Annotated in this window: 22 protein-coding genes; 15 read left to right on the top strand and 7 right to left on the bottom strand. The window is 70.0% G+C overall.

Annotated features, from left to right (window positions below; translation table 11 throughout):
* Positions 1-7: 7 nt before the first annotated feature.
* Positions 8-226, bottom strand: a complete 219-nt coding sequence (locus ACWPKK_RS16205; RefSeq protein WP_452006027.1) for a hypothetical protein — start codon at positions 224-226, stop codon at positions 8-10.
* Between the two features lie 333 nt (positions 227-559).
* On the opposite strand from ACWPKK_RS16205, the gene pseI reads away from it, so the two are divergent.
* The 11 genes from pseI to ACWPKK_RS16150 all read left to right on the top strand — a co-directional run bounded on the left by pseI (position 560) and on the right by ACWPKK_RS16150 (position 13,691).
* Positions 560-1,615 (top strand): pseudaminic acid synthase, encoded by a 1,056-nt coding sequence (pseI, locus tag ACWPKK_RS16200; RefSeq protein WP_452006669.1) that lies wholly within the window; start codon positions 560-562, stop codon positions 1,613-1,615.
* On the top strand, positions 1,608-2,354 hold the full coding sequence (locus ACWPKK_RS16195) for a cytidylyltransferase domain-containing protein (RefSeq protein ID WP_452006024.1): 747 nt from the start codon (positions 1,608-1,610) through the stop codon (positions 2,352-2,354). Before pseI ends, ACWPKK_RS16195 begins: the two co-directional genes overlap by 8 nt.
* Before the next feature lie 84 nt (positions 2,355-2,438).
* Positions 2,439-2,672, top strand: coding sequence for an acyl carrier protein (locus tag ACWPKK_RS16190; RefSeq protein WP_149228899.1), 234 nt, complete (start codon positions 2,439-2,441; stop codon positions 2,670-2,672).
* Positions 2,673-2,675: 3 nt separating this feature from the next.
* Positions 2,676-3,521: an alpha/beta fold hydrolase gene (locus ACWPKK_RS16185; RefSeq protein WP_452006021.1), complete on the top strand. Its 846-nt coding sequence runs from the start codon at positions 2,676-2,678 to the stop codon at positions 3,519-3,521.
* Positions 3,522-3,528: 7 nt separating this feature from the next.
* Positions 3,529-3,786: a phosphopantetheine-binding protein gene (locus ACWPKK_RS16180; protein ID WP_452006019.1), complete on the top strand. Its 258-nt coding sequence runs from the start codon at positions 3,529-3,531 to the stop codon at positions 3,784-3,786.
* On the top strand, positions 3,783-4,961 hold the full coding sequence (locus ACWPKK_RS16175) for an AMP-binding protein (protein ID WP_452006016.1): 1,179 nt from the start codon (positions 3,783-3,785) through the stop codon (positions 4,959-4,961). The genes ACWPKK_RS16180 and ACWPKK_RS16175 overlap by 4 nt, the downstream gene beginning before the upstream one ends.
* Positions 4,958-5,731, top strand: coding sequence for an SDR family NAD(P)-dependent oxidoreductase (locus ACWPKK_RS16170; protein WP_452006013.1), 774 nt, complete (start codon positions 4,958-4,960; stop codon positions 5,729-5,731). The genes ACWPKK_RS16175 and ACWPKK_RS16170 overlap by 4 nt, the downstream gene beginning before the upstream one ends.
* A gap of 56 nt (positions 5,732-5,787) precedes the next feature.
* Entirely contained in the window at positions 5,788-6,846 is a 1,059-nt protein-coding gene (locus tag ACWPKK_RS16165) for a 3-oxoacyl-ACP synthase III family protein (protein WP_452006011.1), read from the top strand.
* 203 nt (positions 6,847-7,049) lie between these two features.
* Positions 7,050-8,909 carry a flagellin N-terminal helical domain-containing protein gene (locus ACWPKK_RS16160; protein ID WP_452006008.1) on the top strand — a complete coding sequence of 620 codons (1,860 nt, stop codon included), beginning with the start codon at positions 7,050-7,052 and terminating at the stop codon, positions 8,907-8,909.
* A gap of 142 nt (positions 8,910-9,051) precedes the next feature.
* A complete protein-coding gene (locus tag ACWPKK_RS16155; RefSeq protein WP_324867505.1) occupies positions 9,052-9,486 on the top strand; it encodes a flagellar biosynthesis repressor FlbT in 435 nt (144 codons plus the stop codon).
* Positions 9,483-13,691 (top strand): tetratricopeptide repeat protein, encoded by a 4,209-nt coding sequence (locus ACWPKK_RS16150; RefSeq protein WP_452006005.1) that lies wholly within the window; start codon positions 9,483-9,485, stop codon positions 13,689-13,691. Before ACWPKK_RS16155 ends, ACWPKK_RS16150 begins: the two co-directional genes overlap by 4 nt.
* Positions 13,692-13,808: 117 nt before the next feature.
* On the opposite strand, the gene ACWPKK_RS16145 is transcribed toward ACWPKK_RS16150, so the two are convergent.
* From ACWPKK_RS16145 to ACWPKK_RS16135, 3 genes are all read right to left on the bottom strand, one after another.
* A complete protein-coding gene (locus ACWPKK_RS16145; protein WP_044551486.1) occupies positions 13,809-13,988 on the bottom strand; it encodes a YdcH family protein in 180 nt (59 codons plus the stop codon).
* 233 nt (positions 13,989-14,221) lie between these two features.
* Complete coding sequence (locus ACWPKK_RS16140) at positions 14,222-14,914, bottom strand: tetratricopeptide repeat protein (protein ID WP_452006002.1); 693 nt, start codon at positions 14,912-14,914, stop codon at positions 14,222-14,224.
* Positions 14,914-18,477 carry a tetratricopeptide repeat protein gene (locus ACWPKK_RS16135; RefSeq protein WP_452006000.1) on the bottom strand — a complete coding sequence of 1,188 codons (3,564 nt, stop codon included), beginning with the start codon at positions 18,475-18,477 and terminating at the stop codon, positions 14,914-14,916. Before ACWPKK_RS16135 ends, ACWPKK_RS16140 begins: the two co-directional genes overlap by 1 nt.
* Before the next feature lie 110 nt (positions 18,478-18,587).
* Between ACWPKK_RS16135 and ACWPKK_RS16130 the strand changes: the two genes are divergently transcribed.
* Positions 18,588-19,841, top strand: coding sequence for a tetratricopeptide repeat protein (locus tag ACWPKK_RS16130; protein ID WP_452005997.1), 1,254 nt, complete (start codon positions 18,588-18,590; stop codon positions 19,839-19,841).
* Here ACWPKK_RS16130 and ACWPKK_RS16125 read toward each other — a convergent pair.
* A complete protein-coding gene (locus ACWPKK_RS16125) occupies positions 19,838-20,737 on the bottom strand; it encodes a tetratricopeptide repeat protein (RefSeq protein ID WP_452005994.1) in 900 nt (299 codons plus the stop codon). The genes ACWPKK_RS16130 and ACWPKK_RS16125 overlap by 4 nt on opposite strands.
* Positions 20,738-20,947: 210 nt before the next feature.
* On the opposite strand from ACWPKK_RS16125, the gene ACWPKK_RS16120 reads away from it, so the two are divergent.
* Entirely contained in the window at positions 20,948-21,568 is a 621-nt protein-coding gene (locus ACWPKK_RS16120; RefSeq protein WP_452005991.1) for a hypothetical protein, read from the top strand.
* 26 nt (positions 21,569-21,594) lie between these two features.
* Positions 21,595-21,795 (top strand): hypothetical protein, encoded by a 201-nt coding sequence (locus ACWPKK_RS16115; protein ID WP_452005988.1) that lies wholly within the window; start codon positions 21,595-21,597, stop codon positions 21,793-21,795.
* A gap of 32 nt (positions 21,796-21,827) precedes the next feature.
* On the opposite strand, the gene ACWPKK_RS16110 is transcribed toward ACWPKK_RS16115, so the two are convergent.
* Positions 21,828-22,262: a flagellar basal body rod protein FlgC gene (locus ACWPKK_RS16110; protein ID WP_452005985.1), complete on the bottom strand. Its 435-nt coding sequence runs from the start codon at positions 22,260-22,262 to the stop codon at positions 21,828-21,830.
* Between the two features lie 247 nt (positions 22,263-22,509).
* Between ACWPKK_RS16110 and ACWPKK_RS16105 the strand changes: the two genes are divergently transcribed.
* Entirely contained in the window at positions 22,510-23,364 is an 855-nt protein-coding gene (locus ACWPKK_RS16105) for a PP2C family protein-serine/threonine phosphatase (protein WP_324867485.1), read from the top strand.
* Positions 23,365-23,380: 16 nt separating this feature from the next.
* Here ACWPKK_RS16105 and ACWPKK_RS16100 read toward each other — a convergent pair whose 3' ends face one another.
* Positions 23,381-25,006, bottom strand: coding sequence for a serine/threonine protein kinase (locus ACWPKK_RS16100; RefSeq protein ID WP_452005982.1), 1,626 nt, complete (start codon positions 25,004-25,006; stop codon positions 23,381-23,383).
* Between the last annotated feature and the right edge of the window lie 182 nt (positions 25,007-25,188).

Below are 25,188 nucleotides of genomic sequence, written 5' to 3'. Positions count from 1 at the left end.
CATCGTGTCAGGCCGCCGTACGCGGCACCTTCCGGGCCAGCCGGCGCAGTTCCAGCGCGGCGCGGTCGGCGACGCGCTGCGCCTCCACCAGAATGCCGGTGAGATCGCCGACTTCAGGAGCGATCTCGCCTGCCGCATCGGACATCGCGTCCAACTCCGCCGCCGCCTTCTCGATCAGTCCGGTCACCACGCCGGCTGGGCCGGCGGCGCTGTCGAAACCAGCCATGGGAACATCCATTATTAAATTGTGGTCTTTGGCGAGTGTGTCGCATTCCTGCTTGCGGCGCAACGTCTTCTGCTGCGCCGCACAATGAGAGGGGTGCTCTCGCGTTCCGGCAAGGCCCGCTTGCATGGCCGCGGGCGGCGGCAGTACACACGGGAGGGCTGAGGAGGTGCGGGCGCTGTTGCGCGCCGAACGCGCCGGCATGAATTAACCTTCCTTCACGTTTTCATGGAAGACTGATCCAGTACGCCCCGTATCCCGTTGGAAAGCCGACCCTTGTCGAACACTGGCTCCGCCCATCCCCCCAAGGCCGATCCTTCAATGGCCCGGCCCCCCATGTCCATCGCCGGCCGGCCGATCGGGCGGGGTCATCCGCCCTATCTGATCGCGGAGATGTCGGGCAACCACAACGGCGACCTGGGCCGGGCCCTGGCGCTGGTGGAGGCCGCGAAGGAGGCGGGGGCCGATGCGGTCAAGCTGCAGACCTACACGGCCGACACCATCACCATCGCCCATGACGGTCCCGGCTTCCGGCTGGAGGGCGGGCTGTGGGGCGGACGCACCCTGCACGACCTCTACCGCGAGGCGCACACCCCGTGGGAGTGGCATGCCCCGCTGTTCGAGCGGGCGCGGGCGCTGGGGCTGACCATCTTCAGCTCCCCCTTCGACGAGACCGCCGTCGAACTGCTGGAGGAGTTGGACGCGCCGGCCTTCAAGATCGCATCCTTCGAGCTGATCGATCTGCCGCTGATCCGCCGCGCCGCGCGGTCGGGCAAACCGTTGATCATGTCCACCGGCCTCGCCACGCTTGGCGAGATCGAGGAGGCGGTGACGGCCGCCGGCGACGTGCCGCTGGCCCTGCTGCATTGCGTCAGCGGCTATCCCACGCCGCCGGAGGACTGCAATCTCTGGACGATCCCGCATCTGGCGGAATGTTTCGGCGGCATCACAGCCGGCCTGTCGGACCACAGCCAGGGCATCGCCGTGCCGGTCGCCGCCGCTGTGATGGGCGCCACGGTGATCGAAAAGCACTTCACCCTGTCGCGTGCCGACGGCGGGGTCGACAGTGCCTTTTCCCTGGAGCCGGCGGAATTCAAGGCGATGGCCGAGGCCGTCCGTACGGCGACCGCCGCCATGGGCCGGGTCGACTACACGGTGAAGGCCAGCGAGGCCGGCGGGCGCGACTATCGCCGCTCGCTCTATGTCGTCGCCGACGTCGAGGCGGGGGAGCCGCTGACCGCCGCCAATCTCCGCTCCATCCGCCCCGGCTTCGGCATGGCGCCGAAACATTTGCCCGACGTGCTGGGCCGGCGTGCCGCCCGCCGCTTGCGTCGGGGGGAACCGCTGGGCTGGGACATGCTGGCGCCGCGAGGAGAGGAACCGCATGGATAAGCCGCGCGTCGTCGCCATATCGCAGGCCCGCATGACCTCCACCCGTCTGCCGGGGAAGGTGCTGATGCCGGCCGCCGGCCGGCCGCTGCTGGCCCACCATCTCGACCGGCTGTCCCGCACCCCCGGCCTGGATGCCGTGGTGCTGGCGACGACGGTGAACGCCACCGACGATCCGGTCGTGGCATGTGCCGAAAGCCTGGGCATCCAGGTCTTCCGGGGCGACGAGCAGGATGTGCTGGGTCGATTCGCCGGTGCGGCGGCTCTGGCGCGGGCGGATCTGGTGGTGCGGGTCACCGCCGACTGCCCGCTGATCGATCCGGCACTCGTCGGCCGCCTCATCACCGCCTTCCGCGACGATCCGTCGCTGGACTATCTGTCGATCGACAGCAGCCGGTATCCGCGCGGCCTGGATGCGGAGATCTTCCCGCGCCGCCTGCTGGACGAGGCGGCGGCGAACGCCGCCGACCCTGCCGAGCGGGAGCATGTCACCCCCTATATCTACCGCCGTCCGGAGCGTTTCCGGCTGGGGACCGCGCTGGTGCCGGCCGGGCCGGTCGAGCCGCCCGATCAGCGCTGGTGCGTGGACGAACCGGCCGACTACGAGCTGGTCCGCCGCATTCTCGAGGCTCTGCTGCCCTCCAATCCCGCCTTCGGCTGGCAGGATTGTTGCAAACTGCTTCGCGACCATCCCGATTGGATGGACATCAACCGTGCGGTCCGGCAAAAGACGCTGCACTGACGAGACACGCCCGTCCGGAAGAAGGGGCTGGCCAACCGGAACCCACCGATCCGGCTTCACAAGGCCCATCAAGGAGATCAGCTTATGGATCGCAAAGACTTCCTGCTCGCTCTTGACGAGATGCTTGAACTGGATCCCGGCACGCTGACCGGCGACGAGGCCCTGGAATCACTGGAGGCCTGGGATTCGCTGGCTGTCATCAGCTTCATCGCGCTGGTCGACGAGAAGACCGGCGTGGTGGTGGAAGGCGAGAAGCTGGCCAAGGCCAAGACGGTCGCCGATCTGCTGGCCCTGGCGGGTGCCCCGGTCGCGGCCTGACCGGTGCCTGTTTCCAAGCCCGTTTCGGAAGGCAGCCGCCTGCGCGCCGGTGTCGCCACCGTCGCCGGCGGTCCGGCGGCCTACCTGTCGGTCGGCAGCGGCGGCGTGCCCGTCCTGCTTCTGCACGGCTTCGGCGGCGACCGGTTGACCTGGCAGTTCAACCTGTCGGCCCTGTCGTCCCGGCGGCGTGCGGTTGCGGTGGACCTGCCGGGCCATGGCGGTTCCACCCCCGACGTGGGCAGCGGCCGGGTTTCGGACTTCGCCCCCTGGCTGGTCGAATTCCTCGATGCGCTGGAACTGGCGCGCGTGCACGTGATCGGCCATTCGATGGGCGGTTACGTGGGGCGCGAACTTGCCCTGCTGGCGCCGGACCGGGTGGCGAGCCTCACCCTGCTAGCCAGCGCCGGACTGGGTACGCCCTTCGACCTCGGCTTCCTCAGGCGGGCCATCGCGCCGGCCGACGTGGAGGAGGGGCGGGCCTGCGCGGCGCGCCTGTTCGCCGGCCCGTCGCCGCTGATTCCGCGCTTCGGCGAGGTGCTGTACGCGCAGGGTGCCGACCCGGTCCGCCGGGCAGGCCTGGAACGGATCATCGACGTCTCCTTCGCCGCCCACGCCGACGGTGGCGGCCCGCCGGTGGACTGGAGCGCCTACCCGATGCCGATCCAGCTTCTGTGGGGCCGCGCCGACGGGATCATCCCGCTGCCGCCCGCCGACCGGCTGCCGCCGGGCGCCCCGTTCAGGGTCTTCGACACCGCCGGACACCTGCCGCACATCGAAGCCGCCAGCCCGGTGACCGCCGCGATCCGGGCCTTCCTGGACCGCTGCGACGATGCCCCCACCCAGAGCTGACGATTCCATGACCGATCACCCCGCCCCCATCTTCGCCCTGATCGCCGAGGAACTTGGCCGCATCGCCGCCGACAAGGGGGAGGTGCTGCCGCCGCTGACCGCCGACAGCCGGTTCCTGGATGGCGGCCTTCCCATCGACTCCCTCGACCTTGCGACGCTGCTGGTGGTGCTGGAGCAGCGGACCGGCCAGGATCCCTTCCGCGAAGGCTTCCGCCAGTTCACCACGGTCGGAGAACTGGCGGCTCTCTACGCCGTCCCGGCATGACCGGGCGCCGCCCCGCCTGGATCCATCCCGCCTTCCGCCTGATCGAGGGGGAAGAGCGGTTCGGCTGGCCGGAGCTTGCCGGGCTGGCGGTGCCGGCGGGCGGCGTGGTGCAGGCCGACCGGCCGTCGCGCGTGCTGGCGGCGCTGGCCGCCGCCGAGGAGGCGGGCCGGGGGCTGCTGCTGGCCCGCGGTGCCGTTGATCCGGACGGCTGGCAGCCGGGGCAGGGGTTCTCCGTCACGCTGGAAAGCTCAGGCACCACCGGGACGCCCAAGCGCCTGTGCCACGACTTCGACCGTCTGCGTGGGCGTCTGCGCGGCGTGGCGGAGGAGGGCGCGCGCTGGTTGCTGACCTATGATCCGGGCGCCTTCGCCGGCCTGCAGGTGGTGCTGACCGCGGCTGCGGCCGGGGCGTCGCTGATCGCCGTGCCTGCTGGAGCGTCCAGCGGCATCACCGGCTTGGCGGAGGCGGCGCGGCGCCATGCCGTGACCCATGTCAGCGGTACGCCGAGCTTCTGGCGCGCCTTCCTGATGGCGCTGGGCGATGCCGAATTGCCGCTCCGGGCGGTGACGCTGGGCGGGGAGGAGGCGGACCAGCCGCTGCTCGACCGGTTGGCGGAGCGCTTTCCCGGCGCGCGCCTGCGCCATATCTACGCCTCGACCGAGGCGGGGGCGCTGTTCGCCGTCGCCGACGGCCGCGCCGGCTTCCCGGCGGCTTGGTTGGACGACGCGCCGGACGGGCTTGCCCTGCGCATCGCGGATGGCGTGCTGGAGGTGCGCAGCCCGCGTGCGGCACCGGGCATCGCCGATGCGGAAGGCTGGCTGTCCACCGGCGATCTGGTGGAACGGCTGGACGGCCGCGTGCTGTTCGCCGGCCGGCTCGATGGGCTGGTCAATGTCGGCGGGGTGAAGGTTTCGCCGGAGGCGGTGGAACGCCGGCTGCTGGCGGTGGGCGGGGTGGCCGATGCCGCCGTGTCGGCGGTGCCGAGCCCGATCACCGGCCATCTCCTGACCGCCACCATCGTGCCGGCGCCGGGCGCTGACGTGGAGGCCTTGCGCGCCGCCTTGCGCGCGGCGACCGCCGACCTGCCGCCGGCCGCGCGCCCGCGCGCCCTGACCTTCGCCGACCATATCCCGCTGAGTGCGGCGGGCAAGAAAAGCCGAAAGGGAGCCGCATGACCGCGCCCGCAGCCGCAGCCGCATCCATGGAACCGAAGCGTCACGTCGTCGTCACCGGGGGCAGCCGCGGCCTCGGCCTTGCGCTGGTGGAGGCGTTGCTGGCCGACGGCTACCGGGTGTCCACCTGCAGCCGTTCGTCTTCCGAAGCGCTGGAGCGGCTGGCCGGTCCCGACCTTTTCTGGCGATCCTGCCGCATCGGCGAGGGCGACGAGGTGCGCGCCTTCTTCGACGCCGCCGTCGCCTGGGGCGGCGCTTCGCCGCTGTGGGGGCTGGTCAACAATGCCGGGATCGCGCGCGAAGGCGTGCTGGCGACCTTCCCGGAGGTGGATGCCGAGGCGGTGATCCAGACCAACCTGACCGGAGCGCTCCAGGCCGCCCGCGCCTTCCTGCGCGCCAAGCTGGTGGAGCGCGGCGCCGGTGCGAAGGGTGGACGGATCGTCAACGTCTCCTCCATCATCGGGCAGCGCGGCTATGTCGGGCTGGCGGCCTATTCGGCGTCGAAGGCGGGTCTCGACGGCCTGACGCGGGCGCTGGCGCGCGAGGTCGGACGCCGGGCGATCACCGTCAATTCGGTGGCGCCGGGCTATCTCGACACCGAAATGTCGGGCACCCTGTCGGACGGGCAGCGCGACCAGATCGTGCGCCGCACGCCGCTCGGCCGGCTCGGCACCGCGGCGGACGTGGTGCCGCTGGTCCTGTTCCTGCTGGGCGACGGCGGCGGTTTCATCACGGGACAGACCCTTACGGTGGACGGCGGCATCACCTGCTGAGGCGTGGCCGGTTCAGGCCGTGGGTGACAGCCGCAAGTGACAGGGGAGAGGCGGAGATGGTCGCCAGCCGGATCGACGGAGTGTGCGTGCGCGGCATCGTCGGCTGCGTGCCGGAAGGGCGCGAGACGGTCGACGACCTCGCCCGCCGCTTCGGCGAGGACGCGGCGCGCCGGATCGCCGCCGCCACCGGCATCGAGGAACGGCGGATCGCCGCCCGCGGCCAATGCACCAGCGATCTTGCCGAAGCCGCGGCGCGCCGCCTGCTCGACGGGCTGGGCTGGGAGCCCGGCAGCATCGACCTGCTGGTTCTGGTGACCCAGACCCACGATCACACGCTTCCCGGCACCGCATCGCTCCTGCATCGGCGGCTGGGGCTGCGGAAGGGGGCCGCCGTGCTGGACCTCACCCATGGCTGTTCCGGCTTCGTCTATGGGCTGTGGACCGCGGCGGGGCTGCTGAAGGCCGCCGGGCGGCGGGCGCTTCTCCTGGTCGGCGATACCACGTCCCGTCTGGTCGATCCGGACGACCGTGCGGTTGCGCCGCTGTTCGGCGACGGCGCCGCCGCGACCGCTCTGGAGTTGGACGGCACCGCGGCGCCGATGGCGTTCGACCTCGGCAGCGACGGTGCCGGCGCTCCCTACCTGACGGCGGAGGGCGGGGCGATGCGCCATCCCGACCGGCCGGCGCGCCTGTTCATGGATGGAACCCAGGTCTTCGCCTTCACCCTGCGCGAAGTACCCGGCAGCTTGCGGGCTGCGCTCGATACCGCCGGCTGGACGATGGAGACGGTCGACCACCTCGTCCTGCACCAGGCCAACGCGCAGATGATCCGCCATCTCGGCCAGAAGCTCGGGGTACCGGCCGACCGAACCGTGGTGGCGTTGCGGGATGTCGGCAACACCAGTTCCGCCTCCATCCCACTGGCGATCGCCGGCGCGCTGGCGACGCCGCTTGCGGCGGGGACGTGCCGGCTGCTGCTGTCGGGCTTCGGCGTCGGCTGGTCCTGGGGCAGTGCCGCAATCGCCGTCGGGCCGCTCGCGATGTGCGAAACGGTTGTCCTGCCCGGCAGGAAATACCCGGCAGAATCTGCCGCCCCGGCAAGCCCTGCCGCCTGACCGGCAGATTCTGCCGGGAGGTCGGCAAATTTTGCCGGGTGTTTTTCTGCCTACCGGTACGGATTACCAAGGAAACCCGGCAAATTTGAACTGGCCCGCTTCTTGCCTACCCCTTTGGCAGGGGGAATTAGTCCCCTTCCGGCAATCGGCGCCTCCAAAGAGGGGTGCGGCCGGACATTGATCCTCCAAAAGGAGTGGCTACCATGGCTGGCAACGTTACCCTCTCCGCTTCCATGCGGACCAACCTGCTGCAGCTGCAGAGCACGCAGGAACAGATCAACAAGAAGCAGAACATCCTGTCGACGGGCAACAAGGTCAACACCGCCCTCGACGGCCCGACCGCCTTCTTCTCGGCCAAGGGCCTGAACCAGCGCGCCGGCGACCTGACGTCGCTGAAGGACGCGATGGGCCAGTCGATCAGCACCATCCAGGCCGCCGACAAGGGCCTGAGCTCGATCGACTCCATGGTCGACCAGGCCAAGGGCCTGACCACCGCGGCCTACGCCGCACTGGGTAACGACGCCGCCTCCGTGGCCACCCGCAAGTCGCTGGCCGCCCAGTTCAACACGCTGCGCGGGCAGATCGACAAGCTGGCCGCCGACAGCGGTTACGGCGGCAAGAACCTGATCGCCGGCAACGGCATGAGCATGGACAGCACCAGCGAGTCCCGTGCCGCCGTCAACACCATCACCGGCGTCGACAACGCCCGCGTCACCAACGTCCAGCGGGCCGATACCTATTCGATCCGCATCCAGGGCGACGGCTCGATCGAGGGCAAGACCGCCGACATCGGCAAGGCCGAGAACGCCCATGGCCTGACCGGCCTGAAGCTGTCGGGCACGATGTCCAGCACGTCGGGCAGCTTCTCCAGCGTCCAGATCGAAGTCCGCGGCGCCAACGGCCGCACCCGCGACTTCATCGTGTCGGACGGCAACGAAAGCCGCACGATCTCCTACTTCGACAACACCCAGACGATGACGACCAACCTGGCGACGCCCGCCACGGCTGGCAACCCGCAGACATCGGGTGTGAACGTCAAGGGCACCGTCGAAGAAGGCGACATCTTCAGCATCACGGTCGAAGGCCAGACCTTCAGCTACACCGCGACCGCCGGCGACGTCGCCATGGGCCAGACCGCGAGCACGAACGTCGCGAACCAGCTGGCGGCTTCGATCAGCAGCGCGATCTCCGGCGGACGCCTGCAGGGCAAGGACGTTGCCACCGCCAGCGTGGGCACCAGCGGCACGATCGTCCTGACCGGTGCGACCACGGCCGGCGAGGTCCGCGACTTCACCGTGACCGCCAGCACGACCAACGCGCTGACCAAGAAGATCTCGGAAAGCTTCGCGTCGGGCACGGTGGTGTCCTTCACCGTCGACCGCAAGCTGCTGGAAGCGTCGAACAACCAGGGCAACGGCATCTCGACCATCGAGAAGAAGGTCGACCTGCAGATCCAGGTGACCAACTCCAACGGCGCCCAGGTCACCCGTGACGGCATGAACGAGCAGGGCGACGGCAAGCTGGCCGGCGGCGACCAAGCGTTCGCCTTCGACAGCGGAACCGTTCACGTGAACGTCGATGCTGCGACGATCAAGCAGGCGGCGTCGGCCAACTGCTCGGCCAACATCGTCACCAAGCAGATCTCCGACGCCAACTCGTCGAACGACATCACGGTCCAGCTGAACGAGACGAACACCAACTCGATCACCGTGAACGCCGTGAACCTGACCACCAGCGGCCAGGGCCTGAAGCTCGACGAGGCGCAGAACGATTGGACCGACCGCGCCGACATCGATAAGGCGGTTGCCGGCCTGGACAACGCCAAGGCGACGATCCGCTCCGCGTCGCAGTCGCTGTCGAACAACCTGAACATCATCACGACCCGCGAGAACTTCACCAAGGAGTTCAGCAACGTGCTGTCGGAAGGCGCCAGCAAGCTGACGCTGGCCGACCAGAACGAGGAAGGCGCCGGCCTGCTGATGCTGCAGACCCGTCAGCAGCTCGGCACCATCGCCCTCTCGCTGGCCAACCAGTCGCAGCAGTCGATCCTGCGTCTGTTCTAAGGCGTAGAGTTCGGGTAGGGAGTTCGGGTAGGATCACGCCCGGCGGGCGGCGGCATCAGGCCGCCGCCCGTTTCTTTTTTGGACCCGACCGGGTCGGCAAAGGCCGGACGGCAAGGGTCCGCAAGCCCCGGGTTCCGCACTCATGCCGCTCAAGTTCGTTCTTCGTCCCAATGAGAAGGTCATCATCAACGGCGCCGTCATCGGTGCCGGCGACCGTCCGGGCTCATTCTTTCTCTACAACACCGCAAATTTCCTGAGAGGGCGCGAAGTCCTGAAGGAAGAGCAGATCGACTGCATCGAGAAGAAGCTCTATTTCGTCATCCAGCTCGTCTACATCTTTCCGGAAGATGCGACGCTGAACCTCCAGCGCTTCGCATCGATCCTTGACGAAACGCGCCAGGCGCGGCCCGATGCCGCCAAGACGCTGGGCGAGATCGAACGTCTCGTAGAAGCCCGCAACTATTACCGGGCGCTGAAACTCTGCCGCAAGATGTTCAAGTCCGGCGATGGCGGAGCTGCTGACGGCGGGGCGGGCGACGACGACGACGATGCACCGGCAAACGATCGGATGCCGTGACCACCGCCGAACTTCTCGACGCCGCATTGCCGCTTCATCGGGCCGGCCGGCTTGCCGAGGCGCTGGCCCTCTATCGCCGGATCCTGGTCGGTGATCCGGCGAACGCCGATGCGTTGCACCTGTCGGCTTTGATCATCCACCAGGCCGGGCTGCCTGCCGCGGCGTTGAAGCGCTTGCGGGCTGCGCTGACGGTGCAGCCCAATTTCCCGGTGGCCTGGAACAGTCTCGGCAACATCCTGGCGGACATGGACCGGTTGAACGATGCGCTGGACGCCTATGCGCGGGCGGTCGGCCAGGACGACCATTATGTCGAAGCCTACAACAACCGCGGAACGGTTCTCCGGCGGCTCGGCCGGCGGGAGGAGGCGGTCGAGGACTATGTCCGCGCCCTGACCCACGGTCCGGACAACATCACGGCCCGTTTCAGTTACGGCATCCTGCAACGGGAACTGGGCCGGATCCCACCGGCGGCCAATGCATTCTACGCGGTGGTGCAGGCCAACCCATCCTATCCCGATGCGTGGCGCCATCTGGCGATCTGCCTGCGCGGGCTGGGCCATCCGGATGCCGAGGACTGCCTGCGGCGCGCGCTTGTCGATGCCCCGGCGGACGAGGAACTGTCGGTCGAACTGGGCGTGATGCTGAACTCCCAGGGGCGCTATGGGGAAGCCCGCGATGTCCTGGCGCCTGCGGCGGAGGCCCACGGCGGCAACGCGCTGCTGCATTTCACCCTCGGCACCGCATTGCAGGGCTTGGGCCGCCTGCCGGAGGCCGTCGCCCGGCTCCGACATGCGCTGGGGCACGAGCCGACGATGCAGGGCGCCTGCAACAATCTGGGCGTGGCGCTGCTCGACCTGGGGGATCCCGACGCGGCGGCGCCGGTCCTGCGCCGGGCGATGGCGCTCAGCCCGGACGACGCGATGGTGGTCAACAACCACGGCACCGCGCTGGAGAACCGGTACGACCCCGACGCCGATCCGGAGCCGTCGGCGCGATGGTACCGCCGCGCGCTTCGGCTGCGTCCCGATTATGGGAAGGCCTTGATCAATCTTGCCGGCGTCCACGGCGCCATGCGGCAGGCCGATGTGGCCGAGGATCTCTATCGCCGTGCGGTGGCGGCCGAGCCGAGGAATGCAGAGGCCTATGCCAATATGGCCAGCCGGCGGTTGGACGGCGACGATCTGGCCGAGGCGGAGCGGTTGTACCGGCGTGCGCTGGCGATCAACCCCGGCCGGCCGGAGACGCTGACCGGTTATGGTCTGGCACTGCAGATGCGCGGGCGTATCGAAGAGGCGGAGGCGGCCCACCGACGGGCGCTGGCGATCGACGCCAGCAATGCGGATGCCGCCGGCAATCTCGGCATGCTGATCTGGCAGTACCGCCAGGATGCGGATGCCGCCGAACCCTGGATGTCGCTGGCCCTCTCGATCAATCCGGCACTGGGCAGCGCGCATCTGAACCGCGGCCTGCTGCGGCTCGCCGGCGGGGATCTTGCCGGCGGCTGGGATGACTACCGTTGGCGCTTCCGGGCAAAAGGGTATGTGAGCCGGCGGATCGCCGTTCCGCCCTGGCGCGGCGAGGCGCCTGCCGGCCGGCGCCTGCTGGTCTGGCGGGAGCAGGGGGTGGGTGACGAAATCCTGTTCGCCTCCTGCTTTCCGGCGCTCATCGCGCGTGCCGGCCATGTGGTGATCGAGTGTGATCGCCGTCTGGTGCCGCTGTTCGCGCGTTCCTTCCCCACGGCGACGGTGCGGGAGCAGTCGGTCGGCGAGGCCGGCCGGGAACTGATCGTACCGCCGGACGTCGACGCCCATGTGGCGGCCGGCGACCTGCCGGGACTGCTGCGCGACAGCCTGTCCTCCTTCGGATCGCAAAGCTCTTGGCTGGTCCCCGACCCGGCGCTGGTGGAGCGCTGGCGCGAGAGGCTGGCGGCGTTGGGACCGGGGCTGCGGGTCGGCATCGGCTGGCGCAGTCAGGTGATGACGACCGACCGCAAGGCGTCCTACGTGATGCTGGAGCATTGGGGACCGGTGTTCACGGTGGCGGGCGTGGTGTTCGTCAACCTGCAATACGGTGACTGCGAAGCCGAGCTTGCGGCGGCCGAAGAGCGCTTCGGCGTGCGCATCCACCGCTGGGGCGACCTGGATCTCCGGAATGACTTCGACGGTGCGGCGGCGCTGACGGTGAACCTGGATCTGGTGATCTCTCCCGCCATGTCGGCGGGGGAACTGGCGGGTGGACTGGGGGTGCCGGTCTGGCGCTTCGGCCACCGCGACTGGACGCAGCTCGGCACCGGCGTCCGCCCCTGGTTCCCGACCATGCGCCTGTTCCAGCCCACCACCGGCGAAGGGCTGGAGGCGGCGCTCGGGCGGATCGCCAAGGCTCTGCGTAACTGCGCTTCGCCGCAGGGCAAGGTTGGTCCATGCGGGGGCGGGCCGTCGGCAGGCGTGGAGGCAGGAGACGGCGAAGCCGCCGATCCGGCCCCGGTTCCCGCCCCGGTTCTCGATAGCGACCCCGACCATCTGTTGGAGCAGGCGGTCGCCGCCCACCGCGGCGGTGACGCGGCCGGGGCCGCCGCCCTCTATGGGCGTGTGCTCGCCCGCCGACCACGGGACCCGGTGGCCCTGCACCTGTCCGGCCTGCTCGACCACCAGTTGGGCGCATCGGAAAGGGGCGAGCCACGCATTGCAGCCGCGGTGGCCGCCGCTCCCGGATATGCGACGGCGCATATCAGCCTCGGCAATGTCCGCCTGGCGCTCGGCCGGGCCGCGCAGGCGTCGTCGAGCTTCCGGGCGGCGCTCGCCCTCAATCCGGCCGACGCCGTGGCGTTGACCAATCTCGGCAACGCCCTGGACGGGCAGGGGCGGAGCGGGGCCGCTCTGCGGGTGCAGGGGTGGGCGGTCGCCGCCGACCCTGAACTGGCCGAAGCGCATGACAATCTTGGCGCGATGCTGGCGCGGCTCGGCCGCTGGGGCGAAGCGGAGCAGGCGCATGTCCAGGCGCTGCGCCGGGCGCCGCAATTGGTGGCCGGCTGGATCAACCTGTCGGTGGCTCTGCGGCGCCTCGGGCGTCCGGATGCTGCGGACCGCGCCGGGCGTCTGGCGCTGACGCTGCAGCCGGCATTGGCCGACGGGCTGGCGAACCGCGGCAGGCTTCTGCGCGAACTGGGAGAGGATGCGGCGGCCGGCCTTTCCTGCGCCCGCGCCCTGGCGGTGGAGCCCGGCCACGCTTCCGCCGCCTTCAACGGCGGGGTGCTGCATCTCGCCGCCGGACGGCTGGCGCAAGGGTGGGGCGGCTACGACCGCCGCTTCGACACGCGCGATCTTGTGACGGCGGCCCGCCGCCCCGGCGTGCCGGCCTGGGGCGGAGAGGATTTGGCGGGCAAGCGGATCCTGGTCTGGCGCGAGCAGGGCATCGGCGACGAGCTGATGTTCGCGCAGCGCCTACCGGAGTTGATCGCCCGTGCCGGGCATGTGGTGGTGGAATGCGATCCGCGCTTCGTCCCGCTGTTCGCCCGCTCCTTCCCGCAGACGACGGTCCGTCCCCGTCCGGCATCACCGGACGAACGCGCTGCCGAGGTCGATTGCCATGCTGCGATCGGCTCGCTGTCGCGCCACCTCGGGGGCATGCTGGCCGACTTCACCGGGGTCGAACCAGTCCTGCAGGCCGATCCGGCGGCGGTGCGGGAATGGCGGCGGCGGCTGGCCGCGCTGGGGGACGGCCTGCGGGTCGGCATCGCTTGGCGCAGCGGCCAGCTGGATCCGGACCGCATGCCCGATTACACGCGGATCGAGGATTGGGGGCCGGTGCTGACCCTGCCCGGCCTCGTGCCGATCACGCTGCAATATGGCGATTGCGGGACGGAACTGGCGGCGGCGGCCAAGGCCTTCGGCCAAGCGCCGGGGCTGTTCCCCGACCTCGACCTGCGCAACGACTTGGACGGTACCGCCGCGCTGATGTTGGCGCTGGATTTGGTGATCGCGCCTGCCACCTCGACCGGCGAACTGGCGGCGGCGCTGGGCGTACCGGTCTGGCGGCTGGCGCGGGCGGGAGACTGGACGGCATTGGGAACGGCCGTGCGGCCCTGGTTCCCGTCGATGCGGTTGTTCCGGACCCGCCCGGGGCAGCAGGTTGCCGATCTGCTGCCGGCGGTGGCGTCGGAGCTGTCGCGCCTCAAAAATGCCGGCGGGCTGAGCGGAGTCCGGTAAACGCTACCGTTGACAAGCCGCCATTAAAAAAGCCGCCATTAAAAAAGCCGGGTGAGGCCAATCGCCTCAACCCGGCTTTCGTAACCCCGTTGAGGGGCGATGCTGTGATTGGGGGGATTAATTTATCGTGCCGGAGCGCGTCAGGCGATCGATCTCTTCCTTGACGTGCAGCTTTTCGAGCTTGAGGCGCTTCACCGCGCTGTCATCCGGCCAGGACCGCTTTTCCTCATCGAGGATCGCGCGATCAAGGCGCATGTGCTTTTCTTGCAGAGACGAAAGGCGAGCTTCAGTGTGCATGAGTCGCTCTCCATAGGATCAGTCCGTGTCCCGCCGCAATGTGACGGGCCGGTGACATGAGTGTTCACCCATCCGAACCGCAGAACAACCCTAATCTTGCGTTTTATGCGGTCAAACCATGCGAAAAAGTGCCTCAACCGTTCGGTTGTATGACAGTGGGTCGCAGGGGTGGGATCTTGAAATCACTTTGCGCAACACCAACCGGAGGCCATCTCACCCTTTGACCCGAAGGGTTATACCTGAGTTGGCCCATTGCCTTGGCCGATGACGCGGCCGGCGATGACGTCCAGTGCGTGCTGGGCATCCGCATGGCCGGGTTGAAGGACCAGCATGCGGCGATACCACCATGCGGATTCGCCAAGAAGGCCCAGCCGGTACTGGATCGCAGCCAGTCGCGCGGCGACCGAAGGAACGGTCGGGTCGAGCCGGGCCGATCGGCGCAGCGCCGTCACCGCCTCTCCGGAGCGGCCGAGGCCGTCGAGTGCGATTCCCCATTGATGCAGCAGGGCCGCACCGGCGCCGAGCAGCGCTGCCCGGCCATAGGCGCATGCTGCCGCCGGGGCGTCCCCGCGCTCCCGCTCCGCATGGCCGAGCCCCTCCTGTGCGGCAAGCAGGGCGGGGGACAGGACCAGGGCATGGCGGAAACGGCGAGCCGCCATGTCGGGCCGCCCCAGCGCGCGCAGGATCTTGGCATGGTTGACCGCAGCCTCGGCATCGGCGGGCTCCAGCACCAGGGTGCGGGCGAGCAGCGCATCGGAGTCCTCCAGCCGGCCGAGCTGGGCAATCAGAAGTCCGTAGCGGTGCAGTGCTTCCGTGTTGGCCGGATCGCTCTCCAGAACATGGCGGTAAAGCGCTTCGGCCTCCTCGAAGCCGCCGGTCTGGTGGTGGTCGAAGGCCTGCGCCAGCAGCGTGCCGATGGCGGGCATCAGGCCGGTGCCAGCGCGGTCAACGCGCGCACCGCCTGCACGGCTGCGGCAGCCAACCCTTCGCCCGGAACGGGCTGGACCAGCCGCATCGACGGATACCAGGGCCGCACGCCGGCGCCCAGTTGAGTCCAGTCACGGGTGCCCAGCCGCCAGACTGGAACGCCCAGCGCCCCGGCCAGTTCGCCCACCGCGGTCGCCGGTGCGATCACCAGATCCAGATTGGCGATGAGGGCGGACACCCCTTCGAAATCGTCCTTCAGGTTCAGGTCGTCCCAGCGATGCAGCCGGCGCGTCGCCGTTTCCACTCGCGCCAGCTCGGCAGCGCAGTCGCCATATTGCAGCGTGACGACGCTGACACCGAGCAGGTCCAGCAGAGGCAGCCAGTCGGCCAGACCCGTGTAGGCGGCGGCGCGCTGTGCCGTGACGATCTGGCTGCGCCAAGCCAGCCCCACCCTCAGGCCGGGCAGGTGGGCGACCCGGTCCCGCCATAGCGCGACGCGTTCCGGATCGGGGCGCAGATAGGCGGGGCGGGGCGGGAAGCGGTCCAGCCGGTCGCGGATCAGGGCGGGCAGGCTGCCGGCCGGCATCTGCAGGTCGCAATCGGGTGGGTCAACCGTCTCCCGTCCGGCGGTGTCGGTGGTTTCCGCCCGCACCGAGACTCCGGGGAAAGAGCGGGCGAACAGGCTGACCAGCCGACGGTCGCATTCGACCGTCACCGGCCCGTCCAGCCCTTGCAGCGCGTCGAAGCAGGAGGCGAACAGGATCTCGTCGCCCACCCCCTGTTCCGACCAGACCAGCAGCCGGCGTCCGTGCAAGCCCTCCCCATTCCACACCGGACGGTCGATCCTGCGGGCACGCTGCAATTGCCGGGCGGAGAAGCGGCGGGCATAGCCATCCCAGCCGCGGGCGAGGCTGCCGCCGGTCAGGTCGATCAGCCCGAGATTCCAGGCGGCGAGCGCGAATCCAGGGTCGATCCGCAAGGCGTATAGCAGATGGTGCCTCGTCTCCTCCTGTTGCCCTGCGTACATTGCCATGGTGGCAAGGTTGTTGTGTGCGTCGGCGGAGTCCGGCTGGAGAGCCAGTGCGCGCCGGTAAAGGGCGATCGCCTCGCCGCTCCGCCCCTCCAATTCGCAGGCATGTCCGAGATTGGAGAAAGCAGGCGAATTCTCGGGCTGGAGCGCGATGGAGTGGCGGTGCAGCCGCATGGCCTCCGCCACCCGCCCGCCGGTTTGATGAACCAGACCCAGATGGGTCAGTGCTTCGGGGAAGGCGGGGTGCAGCGCCAGCGCGCGGGCGAAGGCGCGGGAGGATTCGGCATGCCGCTTTTCGGCCTCGTGGATCAGGCCCAGATGGTTCCAGGCATGGGGGAAGACGGGATCGAGGCGCAACGCTTCGGAAATCAGGGTCAGGGCGTCGGCGCTTCGTCCCGTTTGGTGCAGAAGAAGTCCCAGCAGATGGAGTGCATCGGCATGGCCGGGGTTGGCGCGCGCGGGGTCGGCGGCGATGGCGGTGCGGTAGGCGGCCTCCGCCTCCGCCGCATGTCCGGCGCGGTGCAGGGCCACGGCGTCGTTCAGCAGGACGTCGAAGCCGGCCGGCGGAGACTGGGGAGTGTCGGGCGCGGCCAGGAGAGATTCTGCGGGCTGTAGCACGGGGAGTTCCGGCAGCGCGGCACGGAGTGCCCGGCCGATGGCCTGCATCGTTGCCTCCAACTCCTCACCTGCGTTGGGCTGGAACAGGCGCATGGCCGGGAACCAGGGGCGGACGCCGGTGCCGAGCTGGGTCCATTCGCGACGGCCGAAGCGCCAGACCGGAACGCCCAGGGCGCCCGCCAGTTCTCCCGCCGACATGGCGGGAGAGATCACCAGATCCAGGTTCGCCGTCAGCGCCGCCGCCCCGTCGAAGTCGTCCTTGAGGTTCAGGTCGGACCAACGATGGATGCGCACGCCGAAGCGCTGTTCCGCCGCCACAAGCTCGGCTTCGCAGTCGCCATATTGCAGGTTGACGAACACCACGCCCGGCACCGCGAACACCGGTCCCCAATGCTCCAGCATCACGTAGGACGCCTTGCGGTCCGCCGTCATCAGCTGGCTGCGCCAGCCGATGCCGACCTTCAGCCCCGGTCCCAGCGCCGCCAGCCGCTCTCGCCAGCCTTCCACCAGCGCGGGGTCCGGCGTCAGCCAGGGACCCTGCGGTTCGAAGGCGGACAGGCTTTCGCGCAGCCGGTGCGGCAGGTCGCCGGCCGGGACCTGTAGATGACAGTCGGGCGGCTCGATGGTTTCCTGCGGGATGGCGCCGAAAGCGTCACCGGTGCAGCTTTCCGCCCGGACGGTGGCGCGAGGGAAGGAGCGGCGGAACAGCGGCAGCAGGCGCGGGTCGCATTCGATGGTGACCGGTCCGCCCGCCCAGGCGATGACGTCGGGATAGCAGGAGGCGAACAGGATCTCGTCGCCCACGCCCTGTTCCCGCCAGATCAGCAGGCGCTTGCCACGCAGCAGCTCGCCTCCCCAGCGCGGAGCGGCGATCCGGCGGTTCGGCATCACCTCCCCGGCGGCGAAGCGCCGCTCGTACCCGGTCCAGCCGCGCGGCAGGTCGCCATGCAGAAGGGCGAGCAGCGACAGATTGTAGGTGGCGGTGGCGAGATCCGGCTGCTGCGCCAGCGCGTCCTCGAAACAGGCTGCCGCCTCCTCGTAGCGCCCCTGCGCCTGCAGAGCGTTGCCGAGATTGTAGCGCGCCTCGACGAAGTCGGGGTGCAGGTCCAATGCCTGCCGATGGCACAGCTCCGCCTGATCGGGGCGGCCCAGCCGCTTCAAAACGCTGCCCAGATTGTTCAGCGCGGCGCTGTGGCGCGGGTTGCGCTTCAGCGCCTGCCGATAGGCGATTTCCGCACTTTCATAGGCGCCCTTCTGCTGCAGGACGGCGCCCAGATTGTAGTGCCCGGTGGCGTAGTCGGGCCTGGATTGCGTCACCAGCCGGTACTGCGCGACCGCTTCGTCCAGCCGGCCGATCATCGCCAGCGCGTCGCCCAGATTGCTGTGTGCCTCCGCCATGCCGGGCGAAAGCCGGACCGCCCGATCCAGCGCGACGGCGGCGTCGGCATGGCGCAGCCCGGCAGCGCGGCCGTTGCCGAGATTGTACCAGGCCTTGGCATAGTCCGGCTTCAGCGCCAGCGCCAGCATGAAGGCCCGCTCCGCCTCCCCGTGGCGGCCCAGGGCGGCCAGGGCATTGCCCAGATTGTGCCGCCGCTGTGCTCCGCCGGGGTCGAGCGCAGCGGCGGTGCGGTGGGCCTGGGCCGCGTCGGCCGCACGCCCGCATGCGATCAGCGCGCTGCCCAGATTGTCCCAGTAGTCGGGAACCCCCCTGGAGCGTTGCAGCGCCTTGCCGATCAGCTCGACCGCCTCGGCCGCGCCACCGGATTGCAGGGACAGCACGCCCAGCAGGTGCAGCGCATCGGGATGTTGCGGGTCGGCGGAGAGCACCGCGCGGTAGCCGTGCTCCGCCTCGGCAAGGCGCCCGGCCTGATGGTGTGCGACTGCCTGCGCAAGCCTGTTGCTGTCCTTCGCCACGGTTCCGCCCCATCCCAGATGCCCGTTCCCTCAAAGGGAGTGCCATCATCGGTGGATCACGGTAAAGATGCCATTGATATCCACGACGTTTTAAGGCGGGAGTAGACGCAATGGCCGGGTCACGCTTGTCCTTGCGCGGTGGTTTGCGGGCGGGCGCCCTGCCGCCGGCCGTCCGGCTCAGCCGGCAGGCCGATGCGCTGGCCGCCGCCGGCGATCCGGCGGGGGCGGAGCCTCTCTACGCCCGCGCGCTGGCCGCCGACCCGACGCTGGCGGGAACCCACAACAACCATGGCAACGCCCTGCGCGCGCTGGGCCGGCTGGACGAGGCCGCCGCCGCCTATCGTGCCGCCATCGCGCATGGGCTGGACGAGGGGATGGCGCACTACAACCTCGGCTCCGTCCTGCGGCAGGCCGAACGGCGGGTGGAGGCGGAGGACGCGTTCCGCCGCGCGCTGGCCCTGCGGCCGGACCATGCGGAGGCGTGGAACAACCGCGGCAACCTGTGGCGCGACCTCGACCGCTTCGGCGAGGCGGCGGCGTGCTACCGGCGGGCGCTGTCGCTGCGGCCGGACTGGGCCGACGCCCACGACAATTTCGGCGCCGTGCTCTACCTGCTGCACGAACAGGGCGGCACGGAGGAGGCGGCGGAGCTTGCCCGGCGCTGGCGGCGCGACCACCCCGGCAATCCGCTGGCCCGCCATATCGGCGCCGCCATCGCCGGCGAGGAGGCCGACCAGCGGGCGCCCGACGACTATGTGCGCCAGACCTTCGACCTGTTCGCGGAGGAGTTCGACCGCAAGCTGGCGGAACTGGACTACCGCGCGCCCGCCCTGCTGGCCGGGCTGCTGGCGGGCGAGAGGGCGGACGGCAGCCTGGACGTGCTGGATGCCGGCTGCGGCACCGGGCTGTGCGCGGCCTCGCTGCGGCCACGCGCCCGGCGGCTGGTGGGTGTCGACCTGTCGGACGGCATGCTGGAGCGCGCCCGCGCCCGCGGCCTCTACGACGAACTGCACGCGGCGGAGTTGGTCGGCTTCCTCGCCGCTGCACCGGGGGCCTTCGATCTGGTGATGGCAGCCGACGTGTTCTGCTATTTCGGCGTGCTCGACGAGGCATTCGCGGCGGCGCGCGCGGCGTTGCGCCCCGGCGGTCGCCTGGCCTTCACGGTCGAGGAGCTGGCTGCGGACGACGGTCGTCCGCATCGCGTCGCCACCCACGGGCGCTATGCCCATGCTAGAGCCTATGTGCGCGGCGCGCTGGCGGGAGCGGGGCTGGAACTGCGGCGCTGCGACCATGAGCGGCTGCGCTTCGAAAGCGGGGAGCCGGTGATGGGGCTGGTGGTTCTGGCCGTACGGCCTGCCGGCTAGGTCTTGCGGGGCCGGCGGTGGGATGGCCGCTTGCCGGCCGGCTTGCGCATCGGTGCGGGCTCCGCGGCGGGTGCCGTCAGGGCGTCGGCCTCCGCGGCGCGTCCGAGCGACCGCAGCGCCAGGGCCAGCGTATCGCGTGCGGCCGGATGGGCCGGATCAATGCGGACGGCGTGCCGCAACGGCGCGAGGGCTGCGTCGGCGCGGTTGGTGGCGGCCAGCGCGATGCCCAGGTTCAGCGCCGCCGACAGAAAATCGGGCACCAGCGCCAGGGCGTTGCGGAAGGCGATTACCGAATCCGCCCGAAGCCCCGCAGCGAACAGTGCATTGCCCAGCAGGAAGGCGATGTCGGCGTCCTGCGGTTCCAGGGATGCCGCGCGGATCAGATCGACCAGGGCCGGCGTCACCTGCCCGGTCTCCAGCCGCAGCCGTCCGCGCGCGTGCAGCAGGGCGACCAGCTTCTCGCGTGCCGGCTCCAGCGACGGCTCGATCCGCAGGGCGCGTTCCAGCAGGTCCGCCGCGACATCGACGGCAGCGGCGTCGCCGCCGTGGCGGGCGAAGGCGCGGTCGGTCCAGGCCTCCGCGAAGTCAGGGCGCAGGGCCAGCGCGCGTCGATAGCCGGCCTCCGCCTCGTCCAGCCGGTTCAGGCCGCGCAGCAGGTTCGCCCGGTTTGCGCGAATGTCGGCCGCCTCCGGCCGCAGGACGATGGCCTTGTCGATCAGGGTCAGGCCGAAGTCGCCATGGCCGATCTGCCCGGCCAGGACGCCCAGGTAATGCAGCGCGTCGGGCTGTTCCGGCTCGGCGTCGAGGATGCGGGTATACAGTTCCTGCGCTTCGCCGAAGCGGCCGGCGAGGTGCAGGTCGAGCGCGAGAGTCAGGGCTTCGAGGATCGTGGCCATGGGCCAGTGCTTTAGGACGCCCGACGGCATGGCCGCAAGTCCGCGCAACGGCAGCCCCGGATTCAGGCACGAATACTCCCGTATTGAGTATTCCCATTTCGCCATATGGGTTGGTTTCGCAAACTCAAATAAGAGTAAAGAAAGCCTTTACGGCGTGCCGGGATTACGGTAATTTAATGTCCGATTATCACAGATTCGGGTAAGCCGGTCATGAACGTGGCATCCGCCACATCGACGGTCTCACGGCCGTTCGCTTTCATGACGCCCCGCGGCAGCGATGCCGTCGATGGGGGGGCAGGCACCCGGATTCCGGCCACCACCTCAGGCCCGACCGCCGAGGCGCGTGAGGCGGAGCCTCTCGTCAACCGTTTCCCGACCATCGCCTTCAGCTACGACACCGATGCCTCGCGGCTGGTGATGCTGTACCGCGATCCGGCGAACGGAAAGACCGTCTCGCAGATCCCCACCGAGGCGGCCTTGAAGCAGTACAAGGAAGCCCAGCAGCAGGAAAAGAACGCGGAACGCGCCGCCCTGCTGAAACTGACGGTCGGCGGGGCTCAAGGCGGCGGATCGCAGGGCGGTGGCGCGGAGAATGGCCGGGCCGACGGGACGGCGTCCGCGGCCTACGGTCGCGGTTCGGCGGCCGGGTCAGCGGCTTCCGGCCCTGCAAACGCCGGCAACTCGGTCGGCAGCGGCCGATGGCTCAGCGGTGCTGCCGGTTCGGCGGGCGGCGTTGATGCTTCCGCCGCGGCGGCGTCTGTGTCACAGTCGGCGACGAGCACCGCTGTTTCCGCCGGCACGTCCGCCGCGCGGGTCAATGTGGTGATCTGAGAGCTTCCTCTCCCAAGGGTTCCGTCATGGGCATGGACATCGCCTCCTCGACCGCCGGTGCGGCAATCGCCTTGAAACAGGCGCAGGGCCAGATGGATTTCGGCGTCAAGGCGCTGAACCGGAATGCCGAGCAGCAGCAGGCGACGGTCGCGGCCCTCGTGGAGGGCGGCAGCGGCGGCGGCAACGTGACGCCGACGCGCGGGCAGAACCTGAACATCAGCGTCTGACCGATACGGTCGGAACCGGCCGCTTCCGGTCCTCAGGCTTTCGAGTTCAGCAGCGACGTCAGCATCTCGTCCTGGGTTCGGACCACGGCGATGTTGGCGCCATAGGCCCGGTTGGCCGCGATCTGATTGACGCGCTCCTTCGCCAGATCGACGTTCGGTGCGGCGACCATGCCATCGGCATTGGCGGCGCTGTCGTCCGGCGCGTATTCCTGCAGATAGGCCGGAGTGATCGGCGTGAAGGTCGCCCGCGTGCCGGGGCTGGCATCGGTCTGGGCCACCGCCAGCGGCTGATAGGGCGCCCGCTGATCTCCAGATGTCCCGCCTGCCACCGCGCCGCCTGCCACCGCGCCGTCTGCCGCCGGGACGGCGCCGGTGGAGCGGACGTTGGCGACATTGGAGGCGGACGCGTCCAGACGGCGCGTCTGCGCGGTCAGGCCGCTGAGCGCGATGCCGATGTTGCCGACCATGGCGGGCCATCCTCCGTATGACGGTGTCTAGACCAACAGTACCACATCCGGTTTCCAAGAACAGATGGGCAAGACAGGCCAATCGGCCGTTCGGCGGCATGGATTCCGTACGCGAACTATCTCCCGGCGCAATCGTCCGCTGCCGGCAATCCCCGCTGTATCTTTTCAAATGCTTGCGCCATTATCGGGCGAAAGGCCGAGGCTCCGGTCCCGATGGAGCCGGTCCAAGAAAATCGGTCCAGCCTCCATGGATCCAGACGTTCGCGAGACGGGAGCCGCCGCCTGCATGCCCAACACCGCCTTTGTCCTGACCGCCGCCGGGCTGACCGACGTCGGGCGTACCCGGTCCCGCAACGAGGACGACTTCCACGTCGATGCGATCGGTGAATTCGCGATCGTCTGCGACGGGATGGGCGGCCACGCCGGCGGCGACATCGCCAGCCGCAAGGCGGTGGAGGTGATTTCCGGCCTCCTGAAGGATCATGCGCCGTCGGAGCCGATCACCGTGGTCGACCGCGACGACATCGACCGGACCCAGACCGACCCGGCGGCGACGGAGCCGGCGGTGGGCCATGCGCTGTCGGTGGCGCGGTCGGCCGTGCAGATGGCCAACCGGTCGATCCACGACCTGAACGTCGCCCGCGGCTTCGCCCAGGGGCGCGGCATGGGCACGACGGTCGCCGGCCTCTGGCGGGTTCCGGGCACGGCCCAGATGGTGACCTTCCATGCCGGTGACAGCCGGGTCTACCGCCTGCGCGACGGGGACCTGCGCACGCTGACCCGCGACCACAGCCTGTACCAGATCTGGCTCGACAATGGCGGGCGTGGAACGCCGCCGCAGCGGAACATTATCGTCCGCGCGCTTGGCACCGGCGAGGAGGTGGAGCCGGAGGTCGCCGTCCACACGCTGCTCCCCGACGATGTCGTCATGATCTGTTCCGACGGCTTGAACGGCATGGTCACGGACGGCGCCATCGCCCGCATCCTGACGGAGGAGCGCGACCCGGCCCGCGCCGCCGCCGCCCTGGTCGATGCCGCCAACACGGCCGGCGGGCAGGACAATGTGACGGTGGTGGTCGGGCGCTTCACCGCCAACGCCTGACGGGAACGGGCCGGGGTCACGGTCCGGTGGTGGTGAAGCGGGCGACGGCGAGCGGAGCCGGCGCGTCGTCCGGCAAGGTCGCCAGCGCCTCCACCAGGGCGGCCAGATAGTCGGCCGCCGCTTCCTGCTCCGGCCGCGGGGTTGGGAACAGGGGCTCCGCCGTGGCGATGGTCAGCAGCAGTTCGCTGCCATAGGGCGGGCCGATGGTCCAGTAACGCCCGCCATCCGCCCGGTCGCCCAGCCGCCGCGATGCCCCCGCCGCCAGTGCCGTGCCGCTGTCCGAAGGGTTGGGCAGCAGATGGATGACGGTGCCGTCGACCGTAAAGTAATCAGCCTGTATCCGCACCGGCCGTGCCGGGGCCCTGATCTCCAGGATCAGCGGATCGCCGGAGCTGAGCTGCGGTCCGATTCCCTCCGCCGATGCCCCCTCCGCTGTTGCCAATCTGGCCGTCAGCGGTTCCGCCAATCTCCGGTTGGCGTCCAGCGCCGTGGCGACACTGGCGAGCGGCCCGCAGAACCGCGCATCGGCGGCGGCGAGGTCGAAGCCATGCTCCCAGCCGCCTGCCGCCGCTTCCACCGCCTCGCGCACTGCAGTCTCCGCCTGTGCCCCCATTGCCGTCCCTGAAACGAGCAGCCGTCCGCCGGCTTCCTCCACCGTCACCAGCGCGCAAGGTATCCCCCGCAACGCTTGCGCCACCGCCGCTACCGGAGGTCGTCGCGGCGCAACCGGCACTTCGGGTGCGGGAGCGGGCTCCGGGGGAGACGAGGCCGCTGCAGCCGGAGCAGTGGCCGGAGCAGTAGCCGGAGCGGGGACGGGAGCGGTTGTCGCGGTCGCGGGCGGCGAGGAAAGGGGGGTGGTCAGGGTCGGCACCGGCCGGTTCATCAGCACCGCGCCAGCCGCCAACCCTCCCGCCAGCGTCATACCGCCGAGCCACAGCGGCCAGCGGCGTACGCGTTTCGGCGTCGCCACGGAAGCGGGGAGGGGCGTGCCGGTCAGGCCGGCGACGGCGCGCCGAAGCGATGCGGCATCCGGGAAGACGGCGGCGCCGCGCTCCCGCACCTGCTCCAGCAACGACGCGACCGCCGGGTGGTCGTCATGGCCGGAGAGCAGCCGCTCGATCAAGCGGCCGGCGGCGGCAAGATCGTGGCTCCGGTTTGCCAGAGCCGCGGTCAGCGCCGTCCGTCCGAACCCGGTGACCATGGCGGAGCTACCGCTGTGGCGGATGGCCTCCGCCTCCAGCGCGCCATGGACGATTCCGGCCCGGTGCGCGGCGTCCAACGCGCCCAGCACGCGGTCCAGCGTCGCGACGCTCTCGTCCAAGCTCAAGGCGCCGTCGGCCAGGCGGTCGGCCAGCGTCCGCCCTTCGACCAGCCCGGTGGCGACGAAGGCGGTGCCGGCATGTTCGCCGGAGGCCAGGACGGCGGGAATGGCGGGATGGGACAGCTGGGCCGTGGCGGCGGCGGTGCGGCGGAACCGCTCCAGCGACGCGGCATCGGCACACAGCCGTGCCAGCGGGACGGTCCACAGCGCCACCGCCTGCCCGTTCGCATCCAGCGCGCGGTGCAGCCGGGCCTCGCCGTCCCGGCCGATCAGCTCGCGCAGCCGGAAGCGGCCGAGCCGCCGCTCCGACTCGGCCGTCACTGTCGCCGTCCCTCTGCCGCGCTGCATTCCCGCTCCCCCTTGGTGAGCGCTGGTATAGCCGCAGCGCGGCGGAGCGGCCAAGCCTCCAGGCACCCGGCCGCAAGATCCTGTCCGTCCGGCCGAGCTGTACGAAAGGGGAGGGCCTGTGACCACGATCGGCCGCTAACCTTTCGTTAGCCATG

It is taken from the genome of Azospirillum largimobile, from assembly GCF_977007025.2.
This window is presented reverse-complemented; position numbering and strand designations above follow the sequence as displayed.